We start from the raw sequence: 25833 nt of genomic DNA, 5'->3' as shown, positions 1-25833 counted from the left end.
GGGTCAGGTCCACGTGGGTCGGGGGAACCGGACCGGCCGCGGCCCGGGTGGCGTGGGACTGCGGCAGGGGAACGCCGTCTGCGGTTTCATTGCTCACGGGCGGGCGCTCCTTCGTTCGTGCTGCAGCGGGTGAAGCATAGTTTCATGAAGAAATTGTGGAAACCCGGCGATGGTGCGCGGCTGTGACGGCGACGGGCCAACGACGAGGGCCGGGCCCTGGGTTACCCGCAACGCGAAACGGCCCGGGGGTGATCCCCGGGCCGTCCGTTCGTCGTTGCGGGCCGCTTTCCCGCCACCTGTTCAGGCAATCGTCCGATCAGCCGGCGGTCAGCAGCGGCGGCGTTTCCTTCGTCAGCCTGGGCGTTTCCGGGCCGGCGATGTCGAAGACGGGCTTGTCGTCCTCTATCCTGACCCGGACCACGCCGCCCTTGGTCAGACGGCCGAACAGCAGTTCCTCCGCGAGCGGCTTCTTGATGTGCTCCTGGATGACGCGGGCGAGCGGGCGCGCGCCCATCTTGTCGTCGTAGCCCTTTTCGGCCAGCCAGCCCGCGGCTTCCTCGGTCAGTTCGATGTGGACGCCGCGGTCCATCAGCTGCGCTTCCAACTGCAGGATGAACTTTTCGACCACCTGCACGATCACCTCGCGCGGCAGCGGCGCGAAGCTGATCACCGCGTCCAGCCGGTTGCGGAACTCGGGCGTGAAGGTGCGCTCGATCGCCTCGCGGTCCTCGCCCTCGCGCCGGTCCCGGCCGAAGCCGATCGCCGCGCGGGCCTGGTCCGCGGCACCCGCGTTCGAGGTCATGATCAGGATCACGTTGCGGAAGTCGACCTGCTTGCCGTTATGGTCGGTGAGCTTCCCGTGGTCCATCACCTGCAACAGGATGTTGAACACGTCCGGGTGCGCCTTCTCGATCTCGTCGAGCAGCAGGACGCTGTGGGGATGCTGGTCCACGCCGTCGGTCAGCAGGCCGCCCTGGTCGAAGCCGACATAGCCGGGCGGCGCGCCGATCAGGCGCGAGACCGCGTGCTTTTCCATGTATTCCGACATGTCGAAGCGCAGCATCTCGACGCCCAGCGTGCTGGCGAGCTGCTTTGCGACCTCGGTCTTGCCGACGCCGGTCGGGCCCGCGAACAGGTAGTTGCCGATCGGCTTTTCCGGCTCGCGCAGGCCGGCGCGCGCCAGCTTGATCGACGAGGCCAGCGCCTCGATCGCCTTGTCCTGCCCGAAGACCAGCCGCTTGAGCGTCTTCTCGAGGTCGCGCAGCACCTCGGCGTCGTCCTTGCTGACGCTCTTCGGCGGGATCCGCGCGATCTTGGCGACGACCGCCTCGATCTCCCGGGTGCCGATGGTCTTGCGGCGCTTGCTCTCGCTGACGAGATGCTGGGCCGCCCCCGCCTCGTCGATCACGTCGATGGCGCTGTCGGGAAGCTTGCGGTCGTTGATGTAGCGCGAGGCAAGCTCCACCGCCGAGCGGATCGCGTCCGAGGTGTAGCGCACGTCGTGATGCTTCTCGAAGCTGGGCTTCAGGCCGACCAGGATCTTGATCGCGTCAGGGACTGTGGGTTCGTTGACGTCGATCTTCTGGAACCGGCGCGACAGCGCGCGGTCCTTCTCGAAGTGCTGGCGGAACTCCTTGTAGGTCGTGGATCCCATGCAGCGCAGCTTGCCGCCCGCGAGCGCGGGCTTCAGCAGGTTCGACGCGTCCATCGCCCCGCCGCTGGTCGCGCCGGCGCCGATGACGGTGTGGATCTCGTCGATGAAGAGGATCGCGTCGTCATGCTCCTCGAGCTCCTTCACGACGGCCTTCAGCCGCTCCTCGAAGTCGCCGCGGTAGCGGGTGCCCGCGAGCAGCGCGCCCATGTCGAGTGAGTAGATCGTGGCGCCCGCGAGGATCTCCGGCGTCTCGCCGCGCGTGATCTTGAGCGCGAGGCCTTCCGCGATCGCGGTCTTGCCGACGCCGGGATCGCCCACCAGCAGCGGGTTGTTCTTGCGCCGCCGGCACAGCACCTGGATGCAGCGCTCCACCTCGTCGGCGCGGCCGATCAGCGGGTCCACGTCGCCCTTCTGGGCCTTCTCGTTCAGGTCGACGCAGTACTTCGCCAGCGCGGATTCGTCCTTGCCGGGCTTCGCGCCCGATGCTTCGGCCTGGTGTTCCTGGTCGGCGCCCTGGACCTGCCGCGGCTGTGAGAAGGACGGGTTCTTGGCGACGCCGTGGGCGATGAAGTTGACGGCGTCGTAGCGCGTCATCTCCAGTTCCTGCAGGAAGAAGGCGGCGTTGGATTCGCGCTCGGCGAAGATCGCGACCAGCACGTTGGCGCCCGTGACCTCGGCGCGGCCCGACGACTGGACGTGGATCGCCGCGCGCTGGATCACGCGCTGGAACGCGGCTGTCGGCACCGCTTCCGAGCCGTCGACGTCGGTCACCAGCGTCGACAGGTCGTCGTCGATGTAATCGGTCAGCATCCGCCGCAATTCGTCCAGGTCGACGTTGCACGCCTTCATGACGGTCACGGCGTCCGGTTCCTCGGTCAGCGCGAGGAGGAGATGTTCGAGGGTGGCGAGTTCATGGCGGTGCTGGTTGGCCAGCGACAGCGCGGCATGAATGGCCTGTTCCAGGGTGGATGAGAAAGTCGGCACGGGCAGGCTCCTGTCAGTCGGCTGGCGGTTTGGGCCACGCGTGCGGTCCACCTGTCAGACTGTCATCGTAACGTTAAGAATCTGTGGATCGGGGCGCAGTTCAAGGGAAATCGGGATGGCCTTCCCCGAAACGCGCCGGGTTGAATGAGATGTGATGCCCGCGCCGCCGGTTTTCAAGCGACGCACGACCGCGGGGGCACCGGCCGGGCCTCAGCCCCGGAACTCGTCCTTCATCCTGCGCAGTTGCGCGAACACCTCGGCGTCCGGCGCACCCGCCATCCCCAGCGACGCGGCCAGGTCGGGCGCGCGCAGGAAGGGGTTGGACTGCCGCTCGTCGTCCAGCGTCGAGGGCGAGCAGGGGCGCCTGCCCGCCGCCGTGTCGTCGAGTCGCCGTCTCAGCGCCTCGTTGCCCGCGTCCACCGACAACGCGAAGGCGCCGTTGCCCCTGCAATAGTCGTGGCCCGAACAGACGACGGTCTCGCCGGGCAGCGCGTCAAGGGCTGATAGGCTCGCCCACATCTGGTCGGCAGTGCCTTCCATCAGCCGGCCGCAGCCCAGTGCCATCAGGCTGTCGGCGGTGAACACCAGCTGCGCCTGTGGCATGTGGAACGCGACATGCCCGACGGTGTGCCCCGGCACGTCGATGACGTGGACGTCCTCGCCGCAGACCTCGAACGTCTCGCCGGGGCGGATCTGGCGGTCGAGCGGCGGCAGGCGGTGCGCGTCGGCGGCGGCTCCGGTCACACGCGCGCCGGTCGCCTCGACGATCTCGGCCACGCCGTCGATGTGGTCGTCGTGGTGGTGGGTCAGAAGGACGTGGTCCAGCGTCCAGCCGCGACGGCCAAGTTCCGCCAGGATCGGCGCCGCCTCGGGGGCGTCCACCAGCGCCGTCTGGCCGCCGCCGTGAACCAGGTAGGCATAGTTGTCGCTGAGGCAGCGGATCGTCACCAGTTCGGCCATGTCTCGTCCTTTCGTCTGCTCGGGTGGAAGCTAGGCCGCCGGGCGGCGCTGTTCAAACCCCAACGCGCCACTCCCGCTTGACGAGAGCGGCGGCGGCGGGCGTTCTGCGTGCATGCACCACGATGTCATTGACTTGCGGCGATTCTATTACCAGCGGGCCCTGGGGCGGGTGGTGCAGCGCATCCTGCGCGACCGGCTGTGCGACCTGTGGCCGCCGCAGGGCGCCACGGGAATGTCGGTCGCGGGCTACGGCTTCGCGGCGCCCTTGCTGCGGCCCTATCTCGCCACCGCGCGGCGAGTGACGGCGCTGATGCCCGCGCCGCAGGGGGTGATGGCCTGGCCCACCGGGGCGCCCAACCACTCGGTCCTGTGCGACGAGAATGCCTGGCCGCTGGATACCGGCAGCGTCGACCGGCTGGTCATGCTGCACGGGCTGGAGACGTCGGACCACCCGGCCGCGCTGCTGGCCGAGGCGCGGCGCGCGCTGGGGCCGGGCGGGCGGATGCTGGTGATGGTGCCGAACCGCGCCGGGCTCTGGGCGCAGACCGACGCGACGCCGTTCGGGTTCGGGCGCAGCTACACCCGCGGCCAGCTCGACGCGCAGGCCCGCGCGGCGGGGCTGGTGGTCGAGCGCGGGGTGGCCGCGCTCTACATCCCGCCGTCGAACCGCCGCTTCTGGCTCAAGAGCGCGCAGATGTGGGAACGGACCGGCAGCCGCATCGCGCAGGCGCTGGTCGCGGGCGTGCTGATCGTCGAGCTGTCGAAGCAGGTCCACGCGCCTGTCGGGCCGGGGAGCCGGATCACGGTCAGGCGTCCGCTTGACGTGCTGGAAGGGATCGTCCGGCCGGTGCCCCAGCCGCACGCAAGCCGCCCCAGCGGCAGGGTGCGCGAGGGCGGCTGAACACGCGCTCGCGGGCCGCACGGCAGGCTTTGCCGGGCGCCCCCGGCGCCTCGCCCGGTGACGCGGCGGCGGATGCAGAAACTTGGTGTCATCAGCCTGTTTTCTGCGTTTCATGCAGTTGCATCCGGACCGAAACTGCTGCTAGAGACGCCGCAGATTTCCGGGGTCCGCCGCGAGGCGCCCCACTGACCGCGCCCCGCGACTGACCGGCAGGAACGCCGGCCCGGCCAGCGGGGCTACGCGCACATCAGGGGCGCGCCAACCAAAGGGGTGACCGTGGCCAATACCGCTTCGATTTCCGCAAACGTGGCAGGGCGGTACGCGCAGGCCGTCTTCGACATCGCCCGCGAGCAGGGCGACTTCGACCTGCTGGCAGGCCAGGTGGACGACCTCGGCCGCGCGCTGAGCGAAAGCGAGGATCTTCGCACGCTGACCACCTCGCCGCTGTATTCGCGCGAGGAGCAGGGGCGCGCGATCGGCGCCGTGGCCGAGCGCATGGGACTGTCGCCCGTGCTGGCCAACACGCTGCGGATCATGGCGCGGAACAACCGCTTGTTCGCGGTGCCCGAGCTGGTGCGGTCGCTGAAGTCGCTGGTCGCCGAGGCGCGCGGCGAGGTCACGGCCGAGGTCGTGTCGGCGGCGCCGCTGACGCAGGAACAGGAACGCCGGCTGACGGAAACGCTGGCGCAGAAATCGGGCAAGACGGTGAAGCTGGATGCCCGCGTCGATGACACGCTCATCGGCGGCATGATCGTCAAGCTGGGCTCGCAGATGATCGACAGCTCGATCCGCTCGAAGCTCGCTTCCCTTCAGAATGTGTTGAAAGAGGTCCGCTAATGGCTATCCAGGCTGCCGAGATTTCGGCGATCCTCAAGGATCAGATCAAGAATTTCGGTCAGGACGCCGAAGTGGCCGAGGTCGGCCAGGTGCTGTCGGTCGGCGACGGGATCGCGCGCGTCTATGGTCTGGACAACGTGCAGGCCGGCGAGATGGTCGAGTTCCCCGGCGGGATCCGCGGCATGGTGCTGAACCTCGAGACCGACAACGTCGGCGCCGTGATCTTCGGCGACGACCGCTCGATCCGCGAAGGCGACACCGTCAAGCGCACCCGGTCCATCGTGGACGTTCCGGTGGGCCGCGGCCTGCTCGGCCGCGTCGTCGACGCGCTCGGCAACCCGATCGACGGCAAGGGCCCGATCGACGCGACCGAGCGCCGCGTGGCCGACGTGAAGGCCCCCGGCATCATGCCGCGCAAGTCGGTGCACGAGCCGATGGCGACCGGCCTGAAGTCGGTCGACGCCATGATCCCGGTCGGCCGCGGCCAGCGCGAGCTGATCATCGGCGACCGTCAGACCGGCAAGACCGCGATCGCGCTCGACACGATCCTGAACCAGCGCAACTACAACGGCCGCGAAGCCGACGGCATGAAGACGCTGCACTGCTTCTACGTCGCGATCGGCCAGAAGCGCTCGACCGTGGCGCAGCTGGTCAAGAAGCTCGAAGAAACCGGCGCGATGGCCTACACCACCATCATCGCCGCGACCGCGTCCGAGCCCGCGCCGATGCAGTACCTCGCGCCCTACGCCGCGACCGCGATGGCCGAATACTACCGCGACAACGGCATGGACGCGCTCATCATCTATGACGACCTGTCGAAGCAGGCCGTTGCCTATCGCCAGATGTCGCTGCTGCTGCGCCGTCCGCCGGGGCGCGAAGCCTATCCGGGCGACGTGTTCTACCTGCACTCGCGTCTGCTGGAGCGTTCGGCCAAGCTGAACGAGGAGCACGGCGCCGGATCGCTGACTGCGCTGCCGATCATCGAGACGCAGGCGGGCGACGTGTCGGCCTATATCCCGACCAACGTGATCTCGATCACCGACGGCCAGATCTTCCTGGAAACCGACCTGTTCTTCCAGGGCGTCCGCCCGGCCGTCAACACCGGCCTTTCGGTGAGCCGCGTGGGTTCGTCCGCGCAGACCAACGCAATGAAGTCGGTCGCCGGCCCCGTGAAGCTGGAACTGGCGCAGTACCGCGAGATGGCGGCCTTCGCGCAGTTCGGGTCGGACCTCGACGCGGCGACGCAGAAGCTGCTTAACCGCGGCGCGCGCCTGACCGAGCTGATGAAGCAGCCGCAGTACTCGCCGCTGACCAACGCCGAGATCGTGGCCGTTATCTACGCCGGCACCAAGGGTTACCTGGACAGCGTTCCGGTCAACCAGGTCGCGCGCTGGGAAGAGGGCCTGATCGGCTTCCTTCGCAACCAGCACGCCGACGTGCTGGACTGGCTGACCCGCGACGACCCCAAGATCAAGGGCGAGGCTGAGAACCGGCTCAAGGCGGTGCTGGACGCGTACGCCAAGTCCTACGCCTGAGAGGGACGGTAGATGCCCAGCCTCAAGGATCTCAAGAACCGGATCGGAAGCGTCAAGAACACGCGGAAGATCACGAAGGCGATGCAGATGGTCGCTGCCGCGAAGCTGCGACGTGCGCAGGACGCGGCCGAGGCCGCGCGCCCCTACGCCGACCGCATGACGGCGGTGATGGCGAGCCTGACCTCGGCCGCCTCAGGCTCGCCCGACGCGCCGCGCCTGCTCGCCGGCAGCGGCTCCGAGCAGCGCCACCTTCTGGTGGTGATGACCTCGGAACGCGGCCTCGCGGGCGGGTTCAACAGCTCGATCGTCAAGCTGGCCCGCGTCCGCGCGGACGAGCTGCGCGCGCAGGGCAAGGACGTGGCGATCATGACCGTGGGCAAGAAGGCCCGCGAGCAGCTGCGCCGCGACTATGGCGATGCCTTCGTGCATCACGTGGACCTGTCCGAGGTGAAGCGCGTCGGCTACGACAACGCGCGCGAGATCTCGGACGAGATCCTGAACCGCTTCGAGGCCGGCGACTTCGACGTGGCGACGCTGTTCTACAGCCGCTTCGAATCCGTCATCGCCCAGGTCCCGACCGCGCGCCAGATCATCCCGGCGGTGGTCGATGAGAACGCGGTCGCGGGCGGCGCATCGGCGCTGTACGACTACGAGCCCGACGAGGGCGCGATCCTCGCCGACCTGCTGCCGCGGTCCATCTCGACCCAGGTGTTCGCGGCCCTGCTGGAAAACGCGGCCAGCGAACAGGGCGCGCGGATGACGGCCATGGACAACGCCACGCGCAACGCGGGCGACATGATCGACCGCCTGACCATGGAATTCAACCGCTCGCGCCAGGCCGCGATCACCACCGAACTCATCGAAATCATTGCGGGCGCCGAGGCGCTCTGACCGTAACGCAGGGGTAGACACATGGCAGCCACGGGCAAGATCACTCAGGTCATCGGCGCCGTCGTCGACGTCAAGTTCGACGACCAACTGCCGGCGATTCTGAACGCGCTGGAAACCGAGAACAACGGCCGCAAGCTGGTGCTGGAAGTGGCGCAGCACCTGGGCGAGAACACCGTCCGCGCCATCGCGATGGACGCGACCGAGGGCCTGGTCCGCGGCGAGTCGGTGCGCGACACCGGCGGCCCGATCCAGGTGCCGGTTGGCGAGGCGACGCTGGGCCGCATCCTGAACGTCGTCGGCGAGCCCGTCGACGACCAGGGCCCGGTCGTGGCGCAGGAAACCCGCGCCATCCACCAGCCCGCGCCGGAATTCGCGGCGCAGGCGACCAGCTCGGAAATCCTCGTCACCGGCATCAAGGTCATCGACCTGCTGGCGCCCTATTCCAAGGGCGGCAAGATCGGCCTGTTCGGCGGCGCGGGCGTCGGCAAGACCGTGCTGATCATGGAACTGATCAACAACATCGCCAAGGTGCACTCGGGCTATTCCGTGTTCGCCGGCGTGGGCGAGCGCACCCGCGAGGGCAACGACCTCTACCACGAGATGGTGGAGTCGGGCGTCATCAAGCCCGACAACCTCGCCGAGTCGCAGGTGGCGCTGGTCTACGGCCAGATGAACGAGCCTCCGGGGGCGCGGATGCGCGTGGCGCTGACCGGCCTGACGCTGGCAGAACAGTTCCGCGACGCCTCGGGCACGGACGTGCTGTTCTTCGTCGACAACATCTTCCGCTTCACGCAGGCGGGTTCGGAAGTGTCGGCGCTGCTGGGCCGGATCCCGTCCGCCGTGGGCTACCAGCCGACGCTGGCGACCGACATGGGCGCGATGCAGGAACGCATCACCTCGACCAAGAACGGCTCGATCACCTCGATCCAGGCCGTCTACGTTCCGGCCGACGACCTCACCGACCCGGCGCCGGCCACGACCTTCGCCCACCTCGACGCGACGACCAACCTGTCGCGCGCGATCTCGGAACTGGGGATCTACCCGGCCGTGGACCCGCTCGATTCCTCGTCGCGCCTGATGGACCCGCAGATCCTGGGCGAGGAACACTACGGCGTCGCGCGCTCGGTCCAGGGCATCCTGCAGAAGTACAAGTCGCTGCAGGACATCATCGCCATCCTCGGCATGGACGAACTGTCCGAAGAGGACAAGCTGACCGTGGCGCGCGCCCGCAAGATCCAGCGCTTCCTGTCGCAGCCCTTCGACGTGGCCAAGGTCTTCACCGGCTCGGACGGCGTGCAGGTTCCGCTGGAAGACACGATCTCGTCGTTCAAGGCGGTGGTCGCCGGTGAATACGACCACCTGCCCGAAGCCGCCTTCTACATGGTCGGCGGGATCGAGGAAGTGAAAGCCAAGGCGCAGCGCCTGGCCGCGGACGCGGCGTAAGGGGGCGACATGGCCGACACGATGCAGTTCGACCTCGTCTCGCCCGAACGGAGCCTCGTCTCCGTCGCGGCGCGCGAGGTTCGCCTGCCGGGGACCGACGGCGACCTGACGGCGATGCCCGGCCATGCGCCGACCATCGTCACGCTGCGGCCCGGCATGGTGACCGTGATCGACGGCGCCGGCAACGCGACCGAGTTCGCGGTCACCGGCGGTTTCGTCGAGATCAACGCCGACAGCGTCAGCCTGCTGGCCGAGCGTGGCCACCGCCGCGACGAGATCACGCAGGATGTCTTCAACGAAATGCTGCGCGACGCGCACCGCGTCCGGAAGGCGGCCGAGGGCCGCGTCGACCGCCACGGCAACGACATGGTCGCGAGCGCCACGAAGCTGCTGGGCGACATGCAGGCGCTCGGCACGCATATCGGGCTGGACCCGAACCAGTCGACCGTTCCCGACTGATCCGGCGCTCATCGAAGATGACCGGCGGCCCCCCTGCGGGGCCGTTCGCGTCCCGGCAGCTTTGCGGCTTCACATATCTCAGTCTGCCGCGAAGGGGCTTGCAGACCTGCGTCGGTCGATGATCCATCGCGGATCGACGCAGGTCCAATACCAAAAAGGGTTTCGCCTTGATTCGCTTTGGCCATGCCTCGGTCGGCGTAGCGCGCGGCGCGAAGCTGCTGTTCTCGGCCTTCGAGGATGGCGGCCCCATGTGGACCGGCCAGGGCCCGCGCGAGGCGCGCCAGCGTGTCGTCTTCCTCGAGCCGTTCCTGTCCGCCCCGGTGGTTCACGTCAGCGTCGGCATGTGGGATACCGGCGGCGAGACGAACCAGCGCGGCGACATTCAGGCGGATCGGATCACCGCCGAAGGCTTCGACATCGTGTTCAGCACCTGGGGCGACACGCGGGTGGCGCGTATCCGGGCCGAGTGGCTGGCGATCGGGCCGGTTCGCCACCTCGACGATTTCGACCTGTAGGCCCTTCCCGGGTCAGGCCCGGTCGAGGTTCGCCGCGATCACGCCCGCCACCGCGTCGGGATGTGTCAGCGGCAGCATGTGACCCGCGCCCGGCACCACCGCCCGGCCGACATCGGCCAACCGCCCCGCCAGCGCGTCGAGAATGCCCGCCATCTCGGGGGCGCTCTCGGCGCCACGGACCAGCATCACCGGCGCATCGATAGATTCGAGCCCGTCCTCGCGCAGGATCCGGGCCGTGTCATGGGACAGCGTCGCGTTGGTATCGGCAACCAGGGCGATCTGCCGTGCCAGCGCCGGATGCAGCGCCTCCGGCATGGCGTCGAAACCGCCCGGTCCGCCCCAGGTGTCGAGGAATCGCCGCGCCGCATCCAGTGGCCGGCCCTCGTCGATCAGCCGGCGCATTTCCGACGCAGCCGCGTCGCGGGCCGCCAGACCGTCGGGCAGGGCCGCGAACAGTACCGGCTCGATCAGCGTGAGGGTCCGAACGGCGTCCGGCGCTGCCACGGCGATGCGCAGCGCGACGGTCGCGCCCAGCGAATGGCCGATCAGGTCCAGCGGCCGGTCGATCGCGGCCGCCGCGATCCGGGTGACGGCGGTGTGGAAATCCACGCCCTGCTCGGGCATCCACGGCTCGCTGCGGCCGTGGCCCGGCATGTCGAAGCCACGCAGGTCGACGCGGCCGCCCAGCCGGTCCGCGATCGGACCCCAGTAGGACGCGCTGCCCATCATGCAGTGCAGCGCCAGCGCCGGCCGGTCGGTGTCGCCGGGCCAATGGCGGAAGTTGATGCCGTTCACAGCGTGCCGAGATGGCGGTCGAGGAAGTCGAGCCGGTCCTGCCCCCAGAACTTCTGCCCGCTGTCCCTGACGACGTAGAAGGGCGATCCGAACACGCCCGCATCGACCGCGCGCTCGAGGTTGCGGCCGTATTCCTCGGCGCCCACGAACAGCCCCTTGTCGGCGATGGCGGGGTCGAACCCCGCGGCCGCGAGGACGTCGCGGATGACCTCGTCCTCGGCCACGTCGCGCCCGTCCACGAATCGCGCGGACAGCACGCCCCGCACCAGCGCGCCCACGTCGCCGCCGCCCTGTTCCTGCGCCGCGATGATGGCATAGGACGACGGCGCCATGTTCGTCATCGGCACGTCCATCCGCAGCGGCATGCCCAGATGCTCGGACCAGCGCGCCAGTTCCTGCGAACGGTAGTCCATGCGCGAGGGGTGGCGGGCGGCCGGGCGGACGCCGCCGGTGCGGTCGAACAGCTGCATGATGTCGAGCGGACGGTAGGTGACCCGCGCGCCGTGCCGTTCGGCGATCCGTTCGAGCCGGTCGCCGGCAAGATAGGCATAAGGGCTGATCGTCCCGAAGAAATAGTCGATCTGCGCCATCTGTCCCTGTCCTTCAAGCTGCCGTCCTCGGCGTTTGCGGGGACGCTATCGCGGTGATAATGCGGGCGCAATCACACGATTCCCGCCGTTTGCACAATCGCCCGGAGACGCAGATGCCCGCCATGACCGAACCCAAGCTCATCGCGGGCAACGCGAACCGGCCGCTCGCGCTGGCGATCGCGCGCCGCATGTCCATGCACCGCGGGATGAACGTGGCGCCGGTGGACGCGCGGGTCGAACGCTTCAACGACCAGGAAATCTTCGTCGAGGTGTACGAGAACGTGCGCGGCGAGGACATGTACATCGTCCAGCCGACCTCGAACCCCGCCAACGACAACCTGATGGAATTGCTCATCATCGCCGACGCGCTGCGCCGGTCGAGCGCGGCCCGGATCACCGCCGTGATCCCCTATTTCGGCTATGCCCGGCAGGACCGCCGCGCCAAGGCCCGCACGCCGATCAGCGCGAAGCTGGTCGCGAACCTGCTGACGCAGGCCGGGATCGACCGGGTCCTGACGCTCGACCTGCACGCGACCCAGATCCAGGGTTTCTTCGACATCCCGGTGGACAACCTCTACGCCGCGCCGATCTTCTCGCTGGACATCCAGCACCACTTCAAGGGCCGGATGGACGACCTGATGATCGTGTCGCCGGACGTGGGCGGCGTCGGCCGCGCGCGCGAGATCGCGGCCCGGATCAACGCGCCGATGGCGATCGTGGACAAGCGGCGCGAGAAGGCGGGCGAGATCGCCGAGATGACGGTCATCGGCGACGTTTCGGGCAAGACCTGCATCATCGTGGACGACATCTGCGACACCGCGGGGACGCTGGTGAAGGCCGCGCAGCTTCTGGCCGACCACGGAGCGACCGAGGTTCACGCCTACATCACCCACGGCGTGCTGTCCGGCCCGGCGGTCGAGCGGATCGAGAACTCGATCATGCAGTCGCTCGTCATCACCGATTCGATCCACCAGCACGACGCGGTGCGCTCGGCCCGCAACATCCGCGTGGTCCCGACCGCGCCGCTCTTCGCGCAGGCGATCATGTCGATCTGGAACGGCACCTCGGTGTCGTCGCTGTTCGAGCTGGAAACCCTGCAGCCGGTCTACGAGGGGATGTATTCGGCGGTCTGAAGCGGGCCTCCGCGTCAGGCGGCCAGCACCACGAGGCGGCGGATCAGGGCGGGCATGCGGCCGTCCTCGAACGCCTCGGCCAGCGCGCCTTCGCTGAACCGATCGCCGCGGATGATCGCCGTGGCGACCCGCTGCACGTCGGCCAGCGACAGGCCGGCCATTGCCTCGGGCGCGGCGAAGACGAGGTCGCGCCCGCCTGCCGCCATCCAGTCCGACCACTCGAACGGAACGACGAGCCCGTGTTCGTAGGCGGCCTGGACGAAGTCCAGGACCAGCGGCGAGGGGGCGAACCACGGCAGGGTGATCGCGTCCTCGTTCAGCGTGTCGCCGCCCTTCCAATCCCCGAACGGCTCGTCCAGCCGGGACGCGAAAGCTGCAAGCGCGGCAAGCCCCGCCGGTTCGACATGGCCCAGCTCCGGTCCGGTCACAGCGCCCTCCACCCGATGTCGCGGCGGTAGAAGCCGTCCGGCCAGTCCACCGCCTCGGCCAGAGCATAGGCCCGCGCGCGCGCCTCGGCCAGCGTCGCGCCGCGTCCGGTCGCGTTGAGGACGCGGCCGCCGTTCGCCACGACCGCGCCGTCACGCTCGGCAGTGCCGGCGTGGAACATCATCTGCAACGAGGTTTCCGGCAGCCCGCCCAGTCCGCCGATCACGCCGCCCTTCGCGGAGTCGCCGGGATAGCCCCTGGCGGCCAGCACGACCGTCATCGCATGGTCGTCGGCCCAGGTGACCGACATCCCGGCCAGCCGCCCCTCGGCGCAGGCCTGGATCAGGTCGAGCGCCTGCCCGCCGAGCCGCATCATCAGCGCCTGCGTCTCGGGATCGCCGAAGCGGACGTTGTATTCGACCAGCCGCGCCTCGCCGCCCTCGATCATCAGCCCGGCGAACAGGACACCCTGGAACGGGGTGCCGCGGCGGGCCATTTCCGCCATCGTGGGCCGCACGATCCGGTCCATGACCTGCGCCCGGATCGCATCGGTCATCACCGGGGCAGGGGAATAGGCGCCCATGCCGCCGGTGTTCGGGCCGGTGTCGCCGTCGCCCGCGCGCTTGTGGTCCTGCGCGGTGCCGACAGGCAGGCAGGTTTCGCCGTCGACGAGGACGAAGAAGCTCGCCTCCTCGCCCTGCATGAACTCCTCGATCACGACCGATGCGCCGGCCTCGCCGAACGCGCCGCCGAGCGCCGCGTCGATCGCGGCAACGGCCTCGGCCTCCGTCATCGCGACGGTGACGCCCTTGCCGGCGGCGAGGCCGTCGGCCTTGACCACGATCGGCGCGCCGGTGCGGGCGACATGGGCACGGGCGGCGGCCGCGTCGGTGAAGCGCGCCCAGGCTGCGGTCGGGGCGCCGACGGCGTCGCAGATTTCCTTGGTGAAGGCCTTCGACGCCTCCAGCATGGCGGCGGCGCGCGACGGGCCGAAGACCGAGATCCCGGTTTCGCGCAGCGCATCGGCGACGCCCGCGGCCAGCGGCGCCTCGGGCCCGATCACCACCAGGTCGATCGCGTTCTCGTCGCAGAACGCCGCGACCGCCGCGCCATCGGTGATCGCGAGGTCGGCACAGCGCGCGATCGCGGCGATTCCGGCGTTCCCCGGCGCCACGATCAGCCGGTCGCATTTCGGGTTCTGGCGGATCGCCCAGGCCAGCGCGTGTTCGCGCCCGCCGCCGCCGAGGATCAGGATGTTCATGCAGGTTGCCCCGTGTGGTGCGCCGTTGGGTGCGCGGTGTGGTGCGCCGTGTCGGCGTGGTGATAAGGCAAGCCGCGCCCCGCTCACAAGGCCGGCCGGGCTTGCCAACCGGCCCCCGCCCGCGCCATCTGTGGGCATGGATCTTTTCGAGGAAAGCGGCCCCGGCGCCGCCGCCGGCAACACCCCGCCCCTGTCCGTGTCCGAGATCTCGGGCGCCGTGAAGCGCGTGATCGAGGGGGAGTTCGCCCGCGTCCGCGTCCGCGGCGAGGTCGGGCGCGTGTCGCGGCCGGGATCGGGGCACCTGTACTTCGACCTTAAGGACGACCGCGCCTGCATCGCTTCCGTCTGCTGGAAGGGCAGCGTCGGGCGCCTGTCGCACCGCCCCGAGGAGGGGATGGAGATCATCGCGACCGGCCGCCTGACCACGTTTCCGGGCCAGTCCAAGTACCAGCTGCTGGTCGAGGACGTGGAGCCCGCGGGCCTCGGCGCGCTGATGGCGATGCTGGACCAGCGCCGCCGCCAGCTGGAGGCGGAGGGGCTGTTCCACGCCGACCGCAAGCGCAGGGTGCCCTATCTTCCGGGCGTGATCGCGGTCGTGACCTCACCGTCGGGCGCGGTGATCCGCGACATCCTCCACCGCCTGCGCGACCGCTTCCCCAGCCGCGTGCTGATCTTCCCCGTGGCCGTGCAGGGCCGCGAATGCGCGCCGCAGGTGGCGGCGGCGATCCGCGGGCTGAACGGGCTTGCCCCCGGCGGGCGGGTTCCGCGGCCCGATCTCATCATCGTGGCGCGCGGGGGCGGGTCGGTCGAGGACCTGTGGGGCTTCAACGAGGAGGTGGTGGTCCGCGCCGTGGCCGAGGGGACGATCCCGCTGATCTCCGCCGTGGGGCACGAGACCGACACGACGCTGATCGACCACGCCGCCGACCTGCGCGCGCCGACCCCCACCGCGGCGGCCGAGCTCGCGGTGCCGGTGCGGTCGGAGCTGATCCTGCGGACGGCCGACGCGCGCACGCGGCTGCTGCGGGCGGCGGCGCGGTCGGGCACGCTGTCGCGGCAACGGCTGGCCGATCTCGCGCGCGGGCTCGGGCGGCCGCAGGCGCTGACCGAGGCGCCGCGGCAGCGGTTCGACCTGACCGGGCCGCGGCTGGAGCCCGCGCTCAAGGGCTTCGTCCGCGACCGCAAGCGCGACGTGGCGGCGCTGGACCTGCCGATCTTCTCGCTGAGGAACTTCACCCGCGACAAGCGGACGGGTTTCGCCCGCATGGCGGCGCAGCTGGACCTCGCCGCCGCGCGGGAACGCGCGCAGCGCCGACGCGCGCTGGACCTGGTGCCGCGCGGCAACCTGAACCGACCCGTGGCAGAGGCGAGACGCCGCATCGCCGGGATGGAGCCGCGCCTTGGCGCCGCCGCCCGACGCATCGCGCGCGGCGAGGCCGAGCGGCTGGCGCGGCTGTCGCGGCAGCTCGACGGTGCGCGGGCGCGGATGCTCGCCGAGGCGCGGCGCGACGTGGCCGAAGGCCGCACGGCGCTGGACCGGGCGACGTCGCGGCTCCACCAGGCGGCGGGGCGCATCGTCGCGGGCCGCGCGGACACGCTCGACCGCCTCGACCGGCTGCGCCAGACGCTCGGGCACATGGAGACGCTGAAGCGCGGCTTCGCGGTGATCCGGGGGCCCGAGGGCGAGGTCGTGACCTCCGCCGCGCCGGCCGCCGCGATGCCGCAGCTGACGATCGAGTTCCACGACGGCCAGGTGGTGGCGCGGCCCGAAACCGCGCCGCCGAAGGGCCGGGGGCGCGGCAAGGCGCCGGGCGAAGGACAGAAGTCGCTGTTCTAGCCGCGCGTCAGCCCCGCCGCCGCGCGGGCGCGGGCGCCGATGGCGGTCCAGTCGCGGGCGCGTTGGTCGGCCTCGGGCGCGATCCAGCTGCCGCCGACGCAGGCGACGTTCGGAAGCGTCAGATAGTCGGGCGCGGTTTCGGGCGTGATGCCGCCGGTCGGGCAGAACGACAGCTGCGGCAGCGGCCCGGAGAGCGCCTTGAGAAGCGCGCGGCCGCCGACCGCTTCGGCCGGGAACAGCTTCAGCATGTCGAAGCCGTATTCGCGCGCGGCCATCGCCTCGGACGCCGTGGCGACGCCGGGAAGAAGCGGCAGGTCGATTTCGTCGCAGGCAGCGACGATCGCGTCGGTAAGGCCCGGCGACACCGCGAAGGTCGCGCCGTTGTCCCTGGCGCGCCGCGCGTCGTCCGCGGTCAGGACCGTGCCGGCGCCGACATGGCCGCCGGGCAGGTCCGCCATCGCCCGGATCGCGTCGAACGCGCCGTCGGTCCGCAGGGTGACTTCCAGCACCGGAAGGCCGGCGCCGATCAGGGTCCGGCCAAGGTCGGCGGCCAGTCCCGCGTCGGGGATCACGAGGACCGGGATCACCGGGGCGAGGCCGGCAAGCTGGCGGGTCCGATCAGAGCGGGTCGGGCGGGTCATCGCGGCCTCCTTTCGCGGGTCAGCCGCGACCCTGCGCCAGCGGTCCGCCCGGCGCAAGGCCGCGCGTCAGCCCCCGACGCTGCGCGCGGCGCCGCCCGTGGCGCGCGACGTGGCCGAGGCGCCGAAGCCGCCGCGCTGGGACACCTGCGTCGCGCTCATCGGGGCCTTGCCGATGGTTGACGGCGCGCGGGCGAAGGTGCTGGTCGGCACCCGCGCCGAGCCGCGGTTGGACGCGAAGGACTGGTTCCCGTTGGGCGTGGAATAGCCGTTCGGCGTGCGGATCATCGGCTGGCTGAACACGCCGCCGCCCCGCGACAGCATCGACCCCATCATGTAGCCCATGAACAGCGGCATGAAGCTGAAGCCTCCGCCCTGGCTCTGCTGCGCGGCCGGATCGTCGCCGCAGGCGCCCGCGCCGTGTTCCTGTTCGCACAGCTCCTTGCTGGCGTAGCGCGGGGCGGTTTCCAGGTGTTCTTCCTGCGCGGCGGCGAACTGGGTGCGGCAGTCGGTTTCGGTGAAGAACAGCCCGCTGCCCTTCGCGGCCGCAAGGCAGCTTTCGAGGTCGGGAAAGGCCTGCGCGTCCACGCGGTCGTCCTCGCAGGCGGCCAGCGTGAGCATCGCCGTTCCCGCCAGCACCAGCGCGACATGGCGCGACCGCTTGCGGGCGGGGTTGGCGGCGGCGGCAGGGGGTCGGGAATGGACGGTCATGGCTTACCCCTCGATAAAATGCGGCTTGAAGCGGGACAGGTTGTGGGTGATCCGGGCCCGGTCCTCGCGCACGCCCAGGCCGGCGCAGCGCAGGCCCACGATCCACGCGCCGAGGACGGGGTGGAAGCCGTCGAAGTCGGGCAGGGGGGCCAGCGCCTGCACGACCCGCGGGTGGTGCGAGTAGCTGTCGTCGGGCGCACGCTCGACCTCGCGCCCGGCTTCGGTGATGACGACGCCCGCCCCCTCGCGCGAGAACACGGGCTTGGCAACGTGGCCGCGCGAAAGCTGCGGTTCCGCCCGTGCGATCGCGTCGGTGAAGTCGTTGCGCTCGCCCCGGCGCGCGGCCTCGATGTCGGCGGCGAAGAAAGCCGGCAGCAGGTTCGGGTGGTCGGGGAACATCTGCCACAGCAAGGGCAGGATCCCCTTGTTCGACAGGACGGCTTTCCACGGCGGCTCGATGAAGCGGGTCTGCGAGGGCTGCAGATGCGCGGCGAAGTCGTCGCGCAGCATGTCTTCCCACGGGTACAGCTTGAAGAGCGTTCCGATCACCCGGTCCTTGTCGTCGGCGAACTGCCCGTCTTCGCTGAGCCCGATGTCGGCAAGCGCGGTGAAGTGGGCGCCCAGCCCCGCCTCGCGCGCGGCCCAGGCCAGCGCCTCGACCGTGGCGAAATCCTCGGGGTTGTCGCGGTCGGCGGCGAAGTGGATGTCCTCGCCCTGCGGTGCGATCTCGGCCCAGCGTTCGGCAAGGGCCTCGTGGATGGTGTTGAACTGGTCGGTGTTGGGGCCGAGCGTGCCGGCGTCGCGGCTTTCCTCGAACCAGAGCCACTGGAAGGACGCGGATTCATAGAGCGAGGTCGGGGTGTCGGCGTTGTATTCCAGCAGCTTCGCCGGTCCGTTGCCGTCATAGGCGAGGTCGAAGCGGCCGTAGAGCTCGGGCTCGCCGTGGGCCCAGCTGCGTTCGACGAAGTCCCAGTAGGGGCGCGGAATCTCCAGCCGCGTCATCCACTCCTCGGAGGTGACGGCGTGGGCGACCGCCTGCCGGCACATCTCGTGCAGCTCGGTCGCCGGGTCCTCGATGTCGTCCTCGATCTGGCGCAGCGTGAAGCGGTAGGCCGAGGTCTCGTCCCAGTAGGGTTCCCCACCCATGTCGGCGAAAGTGAAGCCGAGTTCGGCGGCGCGGTCGCGCCAGCCGGGCCGTTCGGCAACGGTGATCTTCTGCATCGCGGCGTCTGCTCCCTCTGCCTCCGGTCCGATTTGGTCGCGTGGCGCGCGCGTTGCAAGGCCAAAGAGGCACGCGCGCGCAGGCGGCGTGCCTCGCGGCGGCATCGCCGTTCAGTCCTGCCCGCTCCCCCCGCTCGACCCGTAGAGCTGGCCCGAGGCATAGGTATTGTCGGCGGCGGCAAGCGCCACGTAAAGCGGCGCGATCTCGACCGGCTGTCCGGGCCGCCCCATCGGGCTGTCCGACCCGAACTGCGGAAGCTTTGACGGGATCTGCCCGCCCGAGACCTGAAGCGGCGTCCAGAACGGGCCGGGCGCGACCGCGTTCACGCGGATGCCCCTGGGCGCCAGCTGCTTGGCCAGCGACTTGGCATAGGCGATGTTGGCGGCCTTGGTCTGGGCATAGTCGAACAGCTCGCCCGCCGGGTTCACCCCCTGGACCGACGCGGTGATGATGATCGCGGCGCCGGGCGGCATGTGCGGGAGCGCCGCCTTGGTGATGAAGAACGGCGCGAAGACGTTGGTCCGGAAGGTACGCTCGAACTGCTCGTCGGTTATCTCGTCCAGCGTCTTCTTGGTCTGCTGGTAGCCCGCGTTGTTCACGAGAATGTCCAGCCCGCCAAGCTCGGCCAGCGCGCGGTCAACCAGCTCGCGGCAGAAGGCCGCGTCGGTCAGGTCGCCGGGGATGGCGGCGGCCTTGCGGCCCTCGGCCTCGATCAGGGCCACGACCTCCTGCGCATCGGGTTCCTCGTCCGGGTGGTAGTTGATCGCGACGTCCGCGCCTTCGCGGGCAAAGGCGATCGCGGCCGCGCGGCCGATGCCGCTGTCGCCGCCCGTGATCAGCGCGCGGCGCCCCCGCAGGCGGCCGGTGCCGATATAGCTGTCCTCGCCCGAATCCGGCCGGGGGGTCATCTGCGACTGCAGGCCCGGCCAGGGCTGCGTCTGTTCCGGGAACGGCGGGTTGGGGTAAAGGTCCACGGGGTTGCGGAGCGGGGACGCGGTTGCCGCGCCGGCGCTTGCCGCGGATGCCGCGGGCGGCGAGGCAGGCGGGGTTGCGGTTGCTGTCTGGCCGCTGGCCGCGCCGGCCATCCCGACCGCGGCGATGCCGCCGGCGAGACTGCCGATCGCGCGGCGGCGCGCCGGGTCATTGACGGGATCGTCGTCGGGCATTCTGGGGTGGTCGTCCATGCGTCGAAGCCTCCGGAAACTGCCCCGGCGGATCGCCCGGGACCGATGGAAGCCGAACGCGCGCGCTTCGGCAGGCCGTTCCCCGCCGCGAGCCAGAAGTTTGTTAATCGGCGGCGTGGGCGTTCAACGCGCCGCCAGCGCCTCGGCCACCTGCGGCGCGTAGTAGGTCAGCACCCCGTCGCAGCCCGCGCGGCGGAACGACAGCAGGCTTTCGGCCACCACGTCGCGGCTGAGCCAGCCGGCGCGGATCGCCCCTTCCAGCATCGCGTATTCACCGCTGACCTGATAGGCGAAGGTCGGCGCGCCGAACTGGTCCTTCACCTCGCGGCAGATGTCGAGATAGGGCATCCCCGGCTTCACCATCACCATGTCCGCGCCCTCGGACAGGTCGCGGGCGACGCAGCGCAGCGCCTCGCCCCGGTTCGCGGGGTCGATCTGGTAGGTCTTCTTGTCACCCACCAGCCGGCCCGACGCGCCCACCGCGTCGCGGAACGGGCCGTAAAAGGCCGACGCGTATTTCGCCGCATAGGACAGGATCGCGACGTCCTTGTGCCCCGCGCGCTCGAGCGCCGCCCGCAGCGCGCCAATGCGCCCGTCCATCATGTCGCTGGGGCCGAGGATGTCGGCGCCCGCATCCGCCTGCGCCAGCGCCATGCGGACCAGCGCCTCGACCGTCTCGTCGTTGAGGATGATCCCGTCCCGTACGAAGCCGTCATGCCCGTTGATGTTGTAGGGGTCGAGCGCGATGTCCGTCATCACGGCCAGGTCCGGCGCGACCTCCTTGATCGCGCGGATCGCCCGGTTGCCGATGTTGTCGGGGTCCCACGCGCGGGCGCAGGTCTCGTCCTTCAGATCGCGGTCGGAATGCGGGAAGATGCAGATCGCCGGGATGCCGAGCGTCGCCGCCCGTTCCGCCGCCCGCCGCGCGCCGTCGAGCGTCAGCCGGTCGACGCCGGGCATCGAGGCGATCTCGCCCTCGCCCCCCGCGACCTCGGTCACGAAGATCGGCCAGATCAGGTTGCCCGCGGACAGCGCGTGTTCCGCGGTCAGCGCACGGATCGCGGGCGTGCGGCGCAGGCGGCGCAGGCGGGTCGCGGGATAGGGCGCGATGACGTGCGTGGCTGGCATGTGGCATTCCTTGGGGGTGAACCTGGGCGGACGGACGGCTGCCTCGTGATACGGGGCTTTGCCGGGCCGCCGCAACCGCTGGCGGTTTCGCGTTCCCTCGCGCAGATCCTGTGCCTAAGGTAAGGGTTCGAACGGGTTTTCCTCAGGGCGTTGGACGTGGCGGGATACGACGGGTTCATGAGACTTCTGGACCTGCGGTCCTTCAGCTCGGTCTGGTACTGGCTGGCGCTTCTGTCCGCGTGGACCATCGTGGGGCGCGGGATGCTGGGGGTCCCCGGCGAGGTGCTGCACCGCGCCCGCGTGGCGCTGCGCGCGGCGGGCGAGGCGGCGGGCGGGACGGGGGTCGAGCCGGGCGACAAGGCGGCGGATGATGCAGGCGACAAGACGCGGAATGATGCGGGGGGCGGCACCGGGGCGGTGCCGGTCGAAGGGCTGCTGCTGCTCGACTGGCTGTCGCTCACGCTGCCGCGCTGGCGCGTGGCCCCGACGGACGGCGCGATCCTCGCGGCGGTCGGCGCGTTCATCCTGACGAGCCTGGTCGTCCTCGGGTTCGGCTACGGGCTGGAACTGGCGCAGGCGATGGTGCTGCTGGCGGCGCCGCTGGCGGTGCTGCTGCTCATGCGCGTCCGCCTCGCCCAGCGATTGCGGCCGCTTCTGGACGACGCGCATGCGGGGCGGATCACGGCCGCCAGGGCCGCCGATGCCGCCGCCGCCGCCATGACGCGCCACCGCCTGCAGGCGGTCGTCCTGTCGATGCTGGCCGTCGCCGCCGCCGCCGTCCGGGGGACGTGGTGGGTCATCATGCATCCCTACGGTTTCTGAACGCCCGGCCCGCGCCGGCCTTCCGGCTCGCCGCTTGACTTCCCCGAGGCTCGGTTTACCTCAACCCCATGGCCGAGAACCTGATCCTATCCGGCGCCCCCGAAGGCATGGACGCAGCCCTGCTGGCGCACGAGGCGCAGGCGGCCGCCAAACGCGGCGCGGCCGTGGTCCATGTCGCCCGCGACGACCGGCGGATGGCGGCGATGCGCGCCTCGCTCGCCTTCTTCGCGCCGCAGCTTGCGGTGCTCGAGTTTCCGTCCTGGGACACGACGCCCTACGACCGCGTCTCGCCCTCGGGCGAGATCATGGCGCAGCGGCTGCAGGTGCTGGCGGCGCTCGCGTCCGGCACGGGGGACGGGGGCGCCATCCGGCCGCCCTTCGTGCTGCTGACGACGCTCAACGCCGCCATGCAGCGCGTCCCCGCCCGCGACACGGTGCGGGGCGCAAGCTTCGCCGCCGTCAAGGGCGAGCGGCTGGACGAGGGGCGGCTGCGCGACTTCCTCGTCCGCATGGGCTTCTCGCAGGCGCCGACCGTGACCGAACCGGGCGACTACGCCGTGCGCGGCGGCATCATCGACATCTTCCCGCCCGGCGGGTCCGGCCCGGTCCGGCTGGACCTTTTCGGCGACGTGCTGGACGGGATCCGCCGGTTCGACCCGGAAACGCAGCGCAGCCTCGGCAGCCTCGACCGGGTCGAGATCGCGCCGATGTCCGAGGTCGTGCTGAACGACGAATCGATCACCCGCTTCCGCACCACCTACCGCGCCGAATACGGCGGCGGCGCGAACGATCCGCTGTACGAGGCGGTGAGCGCGGGCCAGAAGGTCGCGGGGATGGAACACTGGCTGCCGTGGTTCCACGAGCGGCTGGAAAGCCTGTTCGACTACCTGCCCGGTGCCTCGGTAGTGCTGGACGACCACCTCGAACAGGTGCGGGCAGGCCGCTGGCACACCGTGAGCGAACAGTACGACGCCCGGCGCGAGGCGATGGGCAAGCGCAGCGGCGACAGCGTGTATCGCCCGGTCGCGCCGGGATCGCTGTTCGCGGACGAAGCGGAATGGAACGGCTGGATGGCCGCGCGGCGGACGCTGCGCCTGTCGGTGCTGCACCAACCGCCGGGACCGGGGGTGCTGGACGCGGGCGGCCGCGCGGGCCGCAGTTTCGCGCCCGAGCGGCAGGCGGAAAAGACCGACCTGTTCGGCGCCTTGGCCGACCACATCCGCGACCTGCAGAAGACCCGCCGCGTCGTGGTCGCGACCTTTTCGGACGGCGCCCGCGAGCGCCTGGCGGGGCTTCTGTCTGACGAGGGGCTGATCGGCGCGACGTCGATCGGCGCGCTCCGCGACCTGCCCGACCAGCAGGGATCGCTCGGGATCGCCGTATGGCCGCTCGAGGAAGGCTTCGTCGCCGACGGCAAGGCGACCGGCGCGCTCGCCGTCATCTCGGAACAGGACGTGCTGGGCGACCGGCTCATCCGCGGCGCGAAGAAGCGGCGGCGGGCCGAGAACTTCCTCAAGGACACGACGACGCTCAGCCCCGGCGACCTCGTCGTCCATGTCGAACACGGGATCGGCCGCTATACCGGGCTGGAGACGATCAAGGCGCTTGGCGTGCCGCATGACTGCGTGGCGCTGGAATACGCGGGCGGGGACCGGCTCTACCTGCCGGTCGAGAACATCGAGCTGCTGACCCGCTACGGGCACGAGCAGGGCTTGCTCGACAAGCTCGGCGGCGGCGCGTGGCAGGCGCGGAAGTCGCGGCTGAAGGACCGCATCCGCCAGATCGCCGACAAGCTGATGCGGGTCGCGGCCGAACGCGTCCTGCGCGCCGCCCCGGTGCTGGAACCCGAGCATCACGAGTGGGAGGCGTTCGCCGCCCGCTTCCCCTATACCGAGACCGACGACCAGATGGCCGCGATCGAGGACGTGGCCGAGGACCTGTCGGCCGGCCGGCCGATGGACCGGCTGGTGGTGGGCGACGTGGGCTTCGGCAAGACCGAGGTGGCCATGCGCGCGGCCTTCGTCGCGGCCTCGCAGGGCAAGCAGGTCACCGTCGTGGCGCCGACGACGCTGCTCGCGCGCCAGCATTTCCGCAGCTTCGCCGAACGCTTCCGCGGCACCGCGATCACGGTGCGGCCGCTGTCGCGATTCGTGACCGCGCGGGACGCGGCCGAGACGCGCGCGGGTCTCGCCGACGGCACGGTGGACATCGTCGTCGGCACCCACGCGGTGCTGGCGAAACAGGTCCGGTTCAAGGACCTCGGCCTGCTCATCATCGACGAGGAACAGCACTTCGGCGTTGCCCACAAGGAACGGCTGAAGGAGCTGCGGTCCGACATCCACGTCCTGACCCTGACCGCGACGCCGATCCCGCGCACGCTGCAGCTGTCGCTGACGGGCGTGCGCGACCTGTCGGTCATCGGCACGCCCCCCGTCGACCGGCTCGCGATCCGCACCTATGTCAGCGAGTTCGACAGCGTCACCATCCGCGAGGCGCTGCTGCGCGAGAAGTACCGCGGCGGGCAGTCGTTCTTCGTCGTGCCCCGCCTTGCCGACCTGCCCGAGGTCGAGGACTGGCTGCGCGAGAACGTGCCCGAGGTCAGCTTCATCGTCGCGCACGGCCAGCTCGCCGCGGGCGATCTCGACGAACGCATGAACGCCTTCTACGACGGCAGCCACGACGTGCTGCTGGCGACGACGATCGTCGAATCCGGCCTCGACATTCCGCGCGCGAACACGATGATCGTCTGGCGCGCCGACATGTTCGGCCTGTCGCAGCTCTACCAGATCCGCGGCCGCGTGGGCCGGTCGAAGACCCGCGCCTATGCCTATCTCACCACGAAGCCGCGCGTCCCGCTGACCCCGCAGGCGATCCGGCGGCTGAAGTTCCTGGGCTCGATCGACAGCCTCGGCGCGGGGTTCAACCTCGCCTCGCAGGACCTCGACCTGCGGGGCGCGGGCAACCTTCTGGGCGAGGAGCAGTCGGGCCACATCAAGGAAGTCGGGTTCGAGCTGTACCAGCAGATGCTGGAGGAGACGATCGCCAAGCTGAAGTCGGGCGAGCTGGAGGGCACGCCCGACGACGAATGGGCGCCGCAGCTGAACCTCGGCGTGCCGGTGACGATCCCGGACAGCTTCATCCCCGATCTCGACGTGCGGCTGGAGCTGTATCGCCGCCTGTCCCAGCTGACGACCAAGGTCGAGCTGGAGGGGTTCGCGGCCGAGCTGATCGACCGCTTCGGCCCGCTCCCGCGCGAGGTGAACACGCTGCTGCTGGTCATCCGCATCAAGGCGATGGCGAAGCGGGCGAACATCGCCAAGCTGGACGCCGGTCCCAAGGGCGCGACGGTGCAGTTCCACATGGACAGGTTTCCTAACCCGGCCGGGCTGGTCGAGTTCCTCGACGAACAGAACGGCCGCGCCCGGATCGCGGACAACAAGATCCTCGTGGCCCGCGAATGGAAGACGGATGCCGACCGCATCAAGGGCGCTTTCGCCGTGGCGCGCGACCTTGCCGCCAAGGTGAAGGCGGCCGAGGGTGGGTCAGGGGCGGCGGCAGGAGCCGGCGCGGGGGCGGCACGGTCGTCCGGTTCGGGCGCAGGATCGGCTGGCAAGGCGGCGCAAGAAATGATCGGACAGGGAAAGATCGGGCAGGGGAAGACCGGGCACGGAACTGGCGCGGCGGGCGGCGCCGGCGCGGCTGCGAAACCATCGGCGCAGGCGGGCACGGGAAGCGGCAAGATGCCGGCGCGACAGGATGGCGGCGGGGTCAAGCTGCCGCCGGCCAAGCCGTTCAAGCCCGCGCCCGGAACGACCCCGCGGGGCGCCGCGGCGCGGGCGGTGTTCGACCGCAAGGGAAAGCCGCGGCCCCGGTAGGCTGGGCGGCGCGCCCAGGGGGGCCGCATTGA

At 70.4% G+C, this 25833-nt stretch carries 22 protein-coding genes; 11 read left to right on the top strand and 11 right to left on the bottom strand.

What is annotated here, in order from left to right; translation table 11 throughout:
- Positions 1–316 precede the first annotated feature (316 nt).
- Positions 317–2638: an ATP-dependent Clp protease ATP-binding subunit ClpA gene (gene clpA, locus ELI80_RS10255; protein WP_136651768.1), complete on the bottom strand. Its 2322-nt coding sequence runs from the start codon at positions 2636–2638 to the stop codon at positions 317–319.
- A gap of 210 nt (positions 2639–2848) precedes the next feature.
- Positions 2849–3598: a hydroxyacylglutathione hydrolase gene (gene gloB / locus ELI80_RS10250; RefSeq protein ID WP_136651767.1), complete on the bottom strand. Its 750-nt coding sequence runs from the start codon at positions 3596–3598 to the stop codon at positions 2849–2851.
- A 112-nt stretch (positions 3599–3710) separates the two neighbouring features.
- Here gloB and ELI80_RS10245 point away from each other — a divergent pair, with 112 nt between their 5' ends.
- The 7 genes from ELI80_RS10245 (at position 3711) to ELI80_RS10215 (ending at position 10179) form a co-directional block, all read left to right on the top strand.
- Positions 3711–4499: a methyltransferase domain-containing protein gene (locus ELI80_RS10245; RefSeq protein ID WP_136651766.1), complete on the top strand. Its 789-nt coding sequence runs from the start codon at positions 3711–3713 to the stop codon at positions 4497–4499.
- A 276-nt stretch (positions 4500–4775) separates the two neighbouring features.
- The gene (locus ELI80_RS10240) at positions 4776–5336 is read left to right on the top strand and encodes a F0F1 ATP synthase subunit delta (protein ID WP_201740610.1); all 561 of its coding nucleotides are present in this window, start codon (positions 4776–4778) and stop codon (positions 5334–5336) included.
- On the top strand, positions 5336–6871 hold the full coding sequence (atpA, locus tag ELI80_RS10235) for a F0F1 ATP synthase subunit alpha (protein ID WP_136651764.1): 1536 nt from the start codon (positions 5336–5338) through the stop codon (positions 6869–6871). Before ELI80_RS10240 ends, atpA begins: the two co-directional genes overlap by 1 nt.
- 12 nt (positions 6872–6883) lie before the next feature.
- Complete coding sequence (locus ELI80_RS10230) at positions 6884–7762, top strand: F0F1 ATP synthase subunit gamma (RefSeq protein ID WP_136651763.1); 879 nt, start codon at positions 6884–6886, stop codon at positions 7760–7762.
- Between the two features lie 21 nt (positions 7763–7783).
- Positions 7784–9205 (top strand): F0F1 ATP synthase subunit beta, encoded by a 1422-nt coding sequence (gene atpD / locus ELI80_RS10225; protein ID WP_136651762.1) that lies wholly within the window; start codon positions 7784–7786, stop codon positions 9203–9205.
- A 9-nt stretch (positions 9206–9214) separates the two neighbouring features.
- The gene (locus tag ELI80_RS10220) at positions 9215–9664 is read left to right on the top strand and encodes a F0F1 ATP synthase subunit epsilon (RefSeq protein WP_136651761.1); all 450 of its coding nucleotides are present in this window, start codon (positions 9215–9217) and stop codon (positions 9662–9664) included.
- A 167-nt stretch (positions 9665–9831) separates the two neighbouring features.
- On the top strand, positions 9832–10179 hold the full coding sequence (locus ELI80_RS10215) for an H-type lectin domain-containing protein (RefSeq protein ID WP_236641436.1): 348 nt from the start codon (positions 9832–9834) through the stop codon (positions 10177–10179).
- Positions 10180–10191: 12 nt separating this feature from the next.
- Here the strand turns inward: ELI80_RS10215 and ELI80_RS10210 are convergent, their stop codons facing one another.
- Entirely contained in the window at positions 10192–10974 is a 783-nt protein-coding gene (locus ELI80_RS10210; protein ID WP_136651760.1) for an alpha/beta fold hydrolase, read from the bottom strand.
- Positions 10971–11564, bottom strand: coding sequence for a 2-hydroxychromene-2-carboxylate isomerase (locus ELI80_RS10205; protein ID WP_136651759.1), 594 nt, complete (start codon positions 11562–11564; stop codon positions 10971–10973). Before ELI80_RS10205 ends, ELI80_RS10210 begins: the two co-directional genes overlap by 4 nt.
- A gap of 113 nt (positions 11565–11677) precedes the next feature.
- On the opposite strand from ELI80_RS10205, the gene ELI80_RS10200 reads away from it, so the two are divergent.
- Complete coding sequence (locus tag ELI80_RS10200; protein WP_136651758.1) at positions 11678–12697, top strand: ribose-phosphate pyrophosphokinase; 1020 nt, start codon at positions 11678–11680, stop codon at positions 12695–12697.
- Positions 12698–12711: 14 nt separating this feature from the next.
- Here ELI80_RS10200 and ELI80_RS10195 read toward each other — a convergent pair whose 3' ends face one another.
- Positions 12712–13125, bottom strand: coding sequence for a DUF6508 domain-containing protein (locus ELI80_RS10195; protein ID WP_136651757.1), 414 nt, complete (start codon positions 13123–13125; stop codon positions 12712–12714).
- Positions 13122–14384, bottom strand: a complete 1263-nt coding sequence (purD, locus tag ELI80_RS10190) for a phosphoribosylamine--glycine ligase (RefSeq protein WP_136651756.1) — start codon at positions 14382–14384, stop codon at positions 13122–13124. Before purD ends, ELI80_RS10195 begins: the two co-directional genes overlap by 4 nt.
- A gap of 136 nt (positions 14385–14520) precedes the next feature.
- Between purD and xseA the strand changes: the two genes are divergently transcribed.
- Positions 14521–16221 (top strand): exodeoxyribonuclease VII large subunit, encoded by a 1701-nt coding sequence (gene xseA / locus ELI80_RS10185; protein WP_136651755.1) that lies wholly within the window; start codon positions 14521–14523, stop codon positions 16219–16221.
- Here xseA and ELI80_RS10180 read toward each other — a convergent pair.
- From ELI80_RS10180 to hemB, 5 genes are all read right to left on the bottom strand, one after another.
- Positions 16218–16862 carry a bifunctional 4-hydroxy-2-oxoglutarate aldolase/2-dehydro-3-deoxy-phosphogluconate aldolase gene (locus tag ELI80_RS10180; protein ID WP_136651754.1) on the bottom strand — a complete coding sequence of 215 codons (645 nt, stop codon included), beginning with the start codon at positions 16860–16862 and terminating at the stop codon, positions 16218–16220. The two genes, xseA and ELI80_RS10180, sit on opposite strands and share 4 nt — an antisense overlap.
- A gap of 66 nt (positions 16863–16928) precedes the next feature.
- Complete coding sequence (locus ELI80_RS10175; protein ID WP_136651753.1) at positions 16929–17570, bottom strand: DUF1190 domain-containing protein; 642 nt, start codon at positions 17568–17570, stop codon at positions 16929–16931.
- A gap of 3 nt (positions 17571–17573) precedes the next feature.
- Complete coding sequence (locus ELI80_RS10170; protein WP_136651752.1) at positions 17574–18791, bottom strand: glutathionylspermidine synthase family protein; 1218 nt, start codon at positions 18789–18791, stop codon at positions 17574–17576.
- Between the two features lie 111 nt (positions 18792–18902).
- Positions 18903–19976, bottom strand: a complete 1074-nt coding sequence (locus ELI80_RS10165; RefSeq protein WP_369122715.1) for an SDR family oxidoreductase — start codon at positions 19974–19976, stop codon at positions 18903–18905.
- A 123-nt stretch (positions 19977–20099) separates the two neighbouring features.
- The gene (gene hemB, locus ELI80_RS10160) at positions 20100–21104 is read right to left on the bottom strand and encodes a porphobilinogen synthase (protein WP_136651751.1); all 1005 of its coding nucleotides are present in this window, start codon (positions 21102–21104) and stop codon (positions 20100–20102) included.
- A 177-nt stretch (positions 21105–21281) separates the two neighbouring features.
- Here hemB and ELI80_RS16060 point away from each other — a divergent pair, with 177 nt between their 5' ends.
- Entirely contained in the window at positions 21282–21926 is a 645-nt protein-coding gene (locus ELI80_RS16060; RefSeq protein ID WP_161596455.1) for a hypothetical protein, read from the top strand.
- 107 nt (positions 21927–22033) lie between these two features.
- A complete protein-coding gene (mfd, locus tag ELI80_RS10150; protein ID WP_438943065.1) occupies positions 22034–25801 on the top strand; it encodes a transcription-repair coupling factor in 3768 nt (1255 codons plus the stop codon).
- The last annotated feature ends 32 nt before the right edge of the window (positions 25802–25833 follow it).

Source organism: Paracoccus aeridis (assembly GCF_004923205.2).
Classification (GTDB): Bacteria; Pseudomonadota; Alphaproteobacteria; order Rhodobacterales; family Rhodobacteraceae; genus Paracoccus; species Paracoccus aeridis.
The sequence above is the reverse complement of the archived record's forward strand: the minus strand, read 5'-3'. Positions and strand labels throughout refer to the sequence as shown.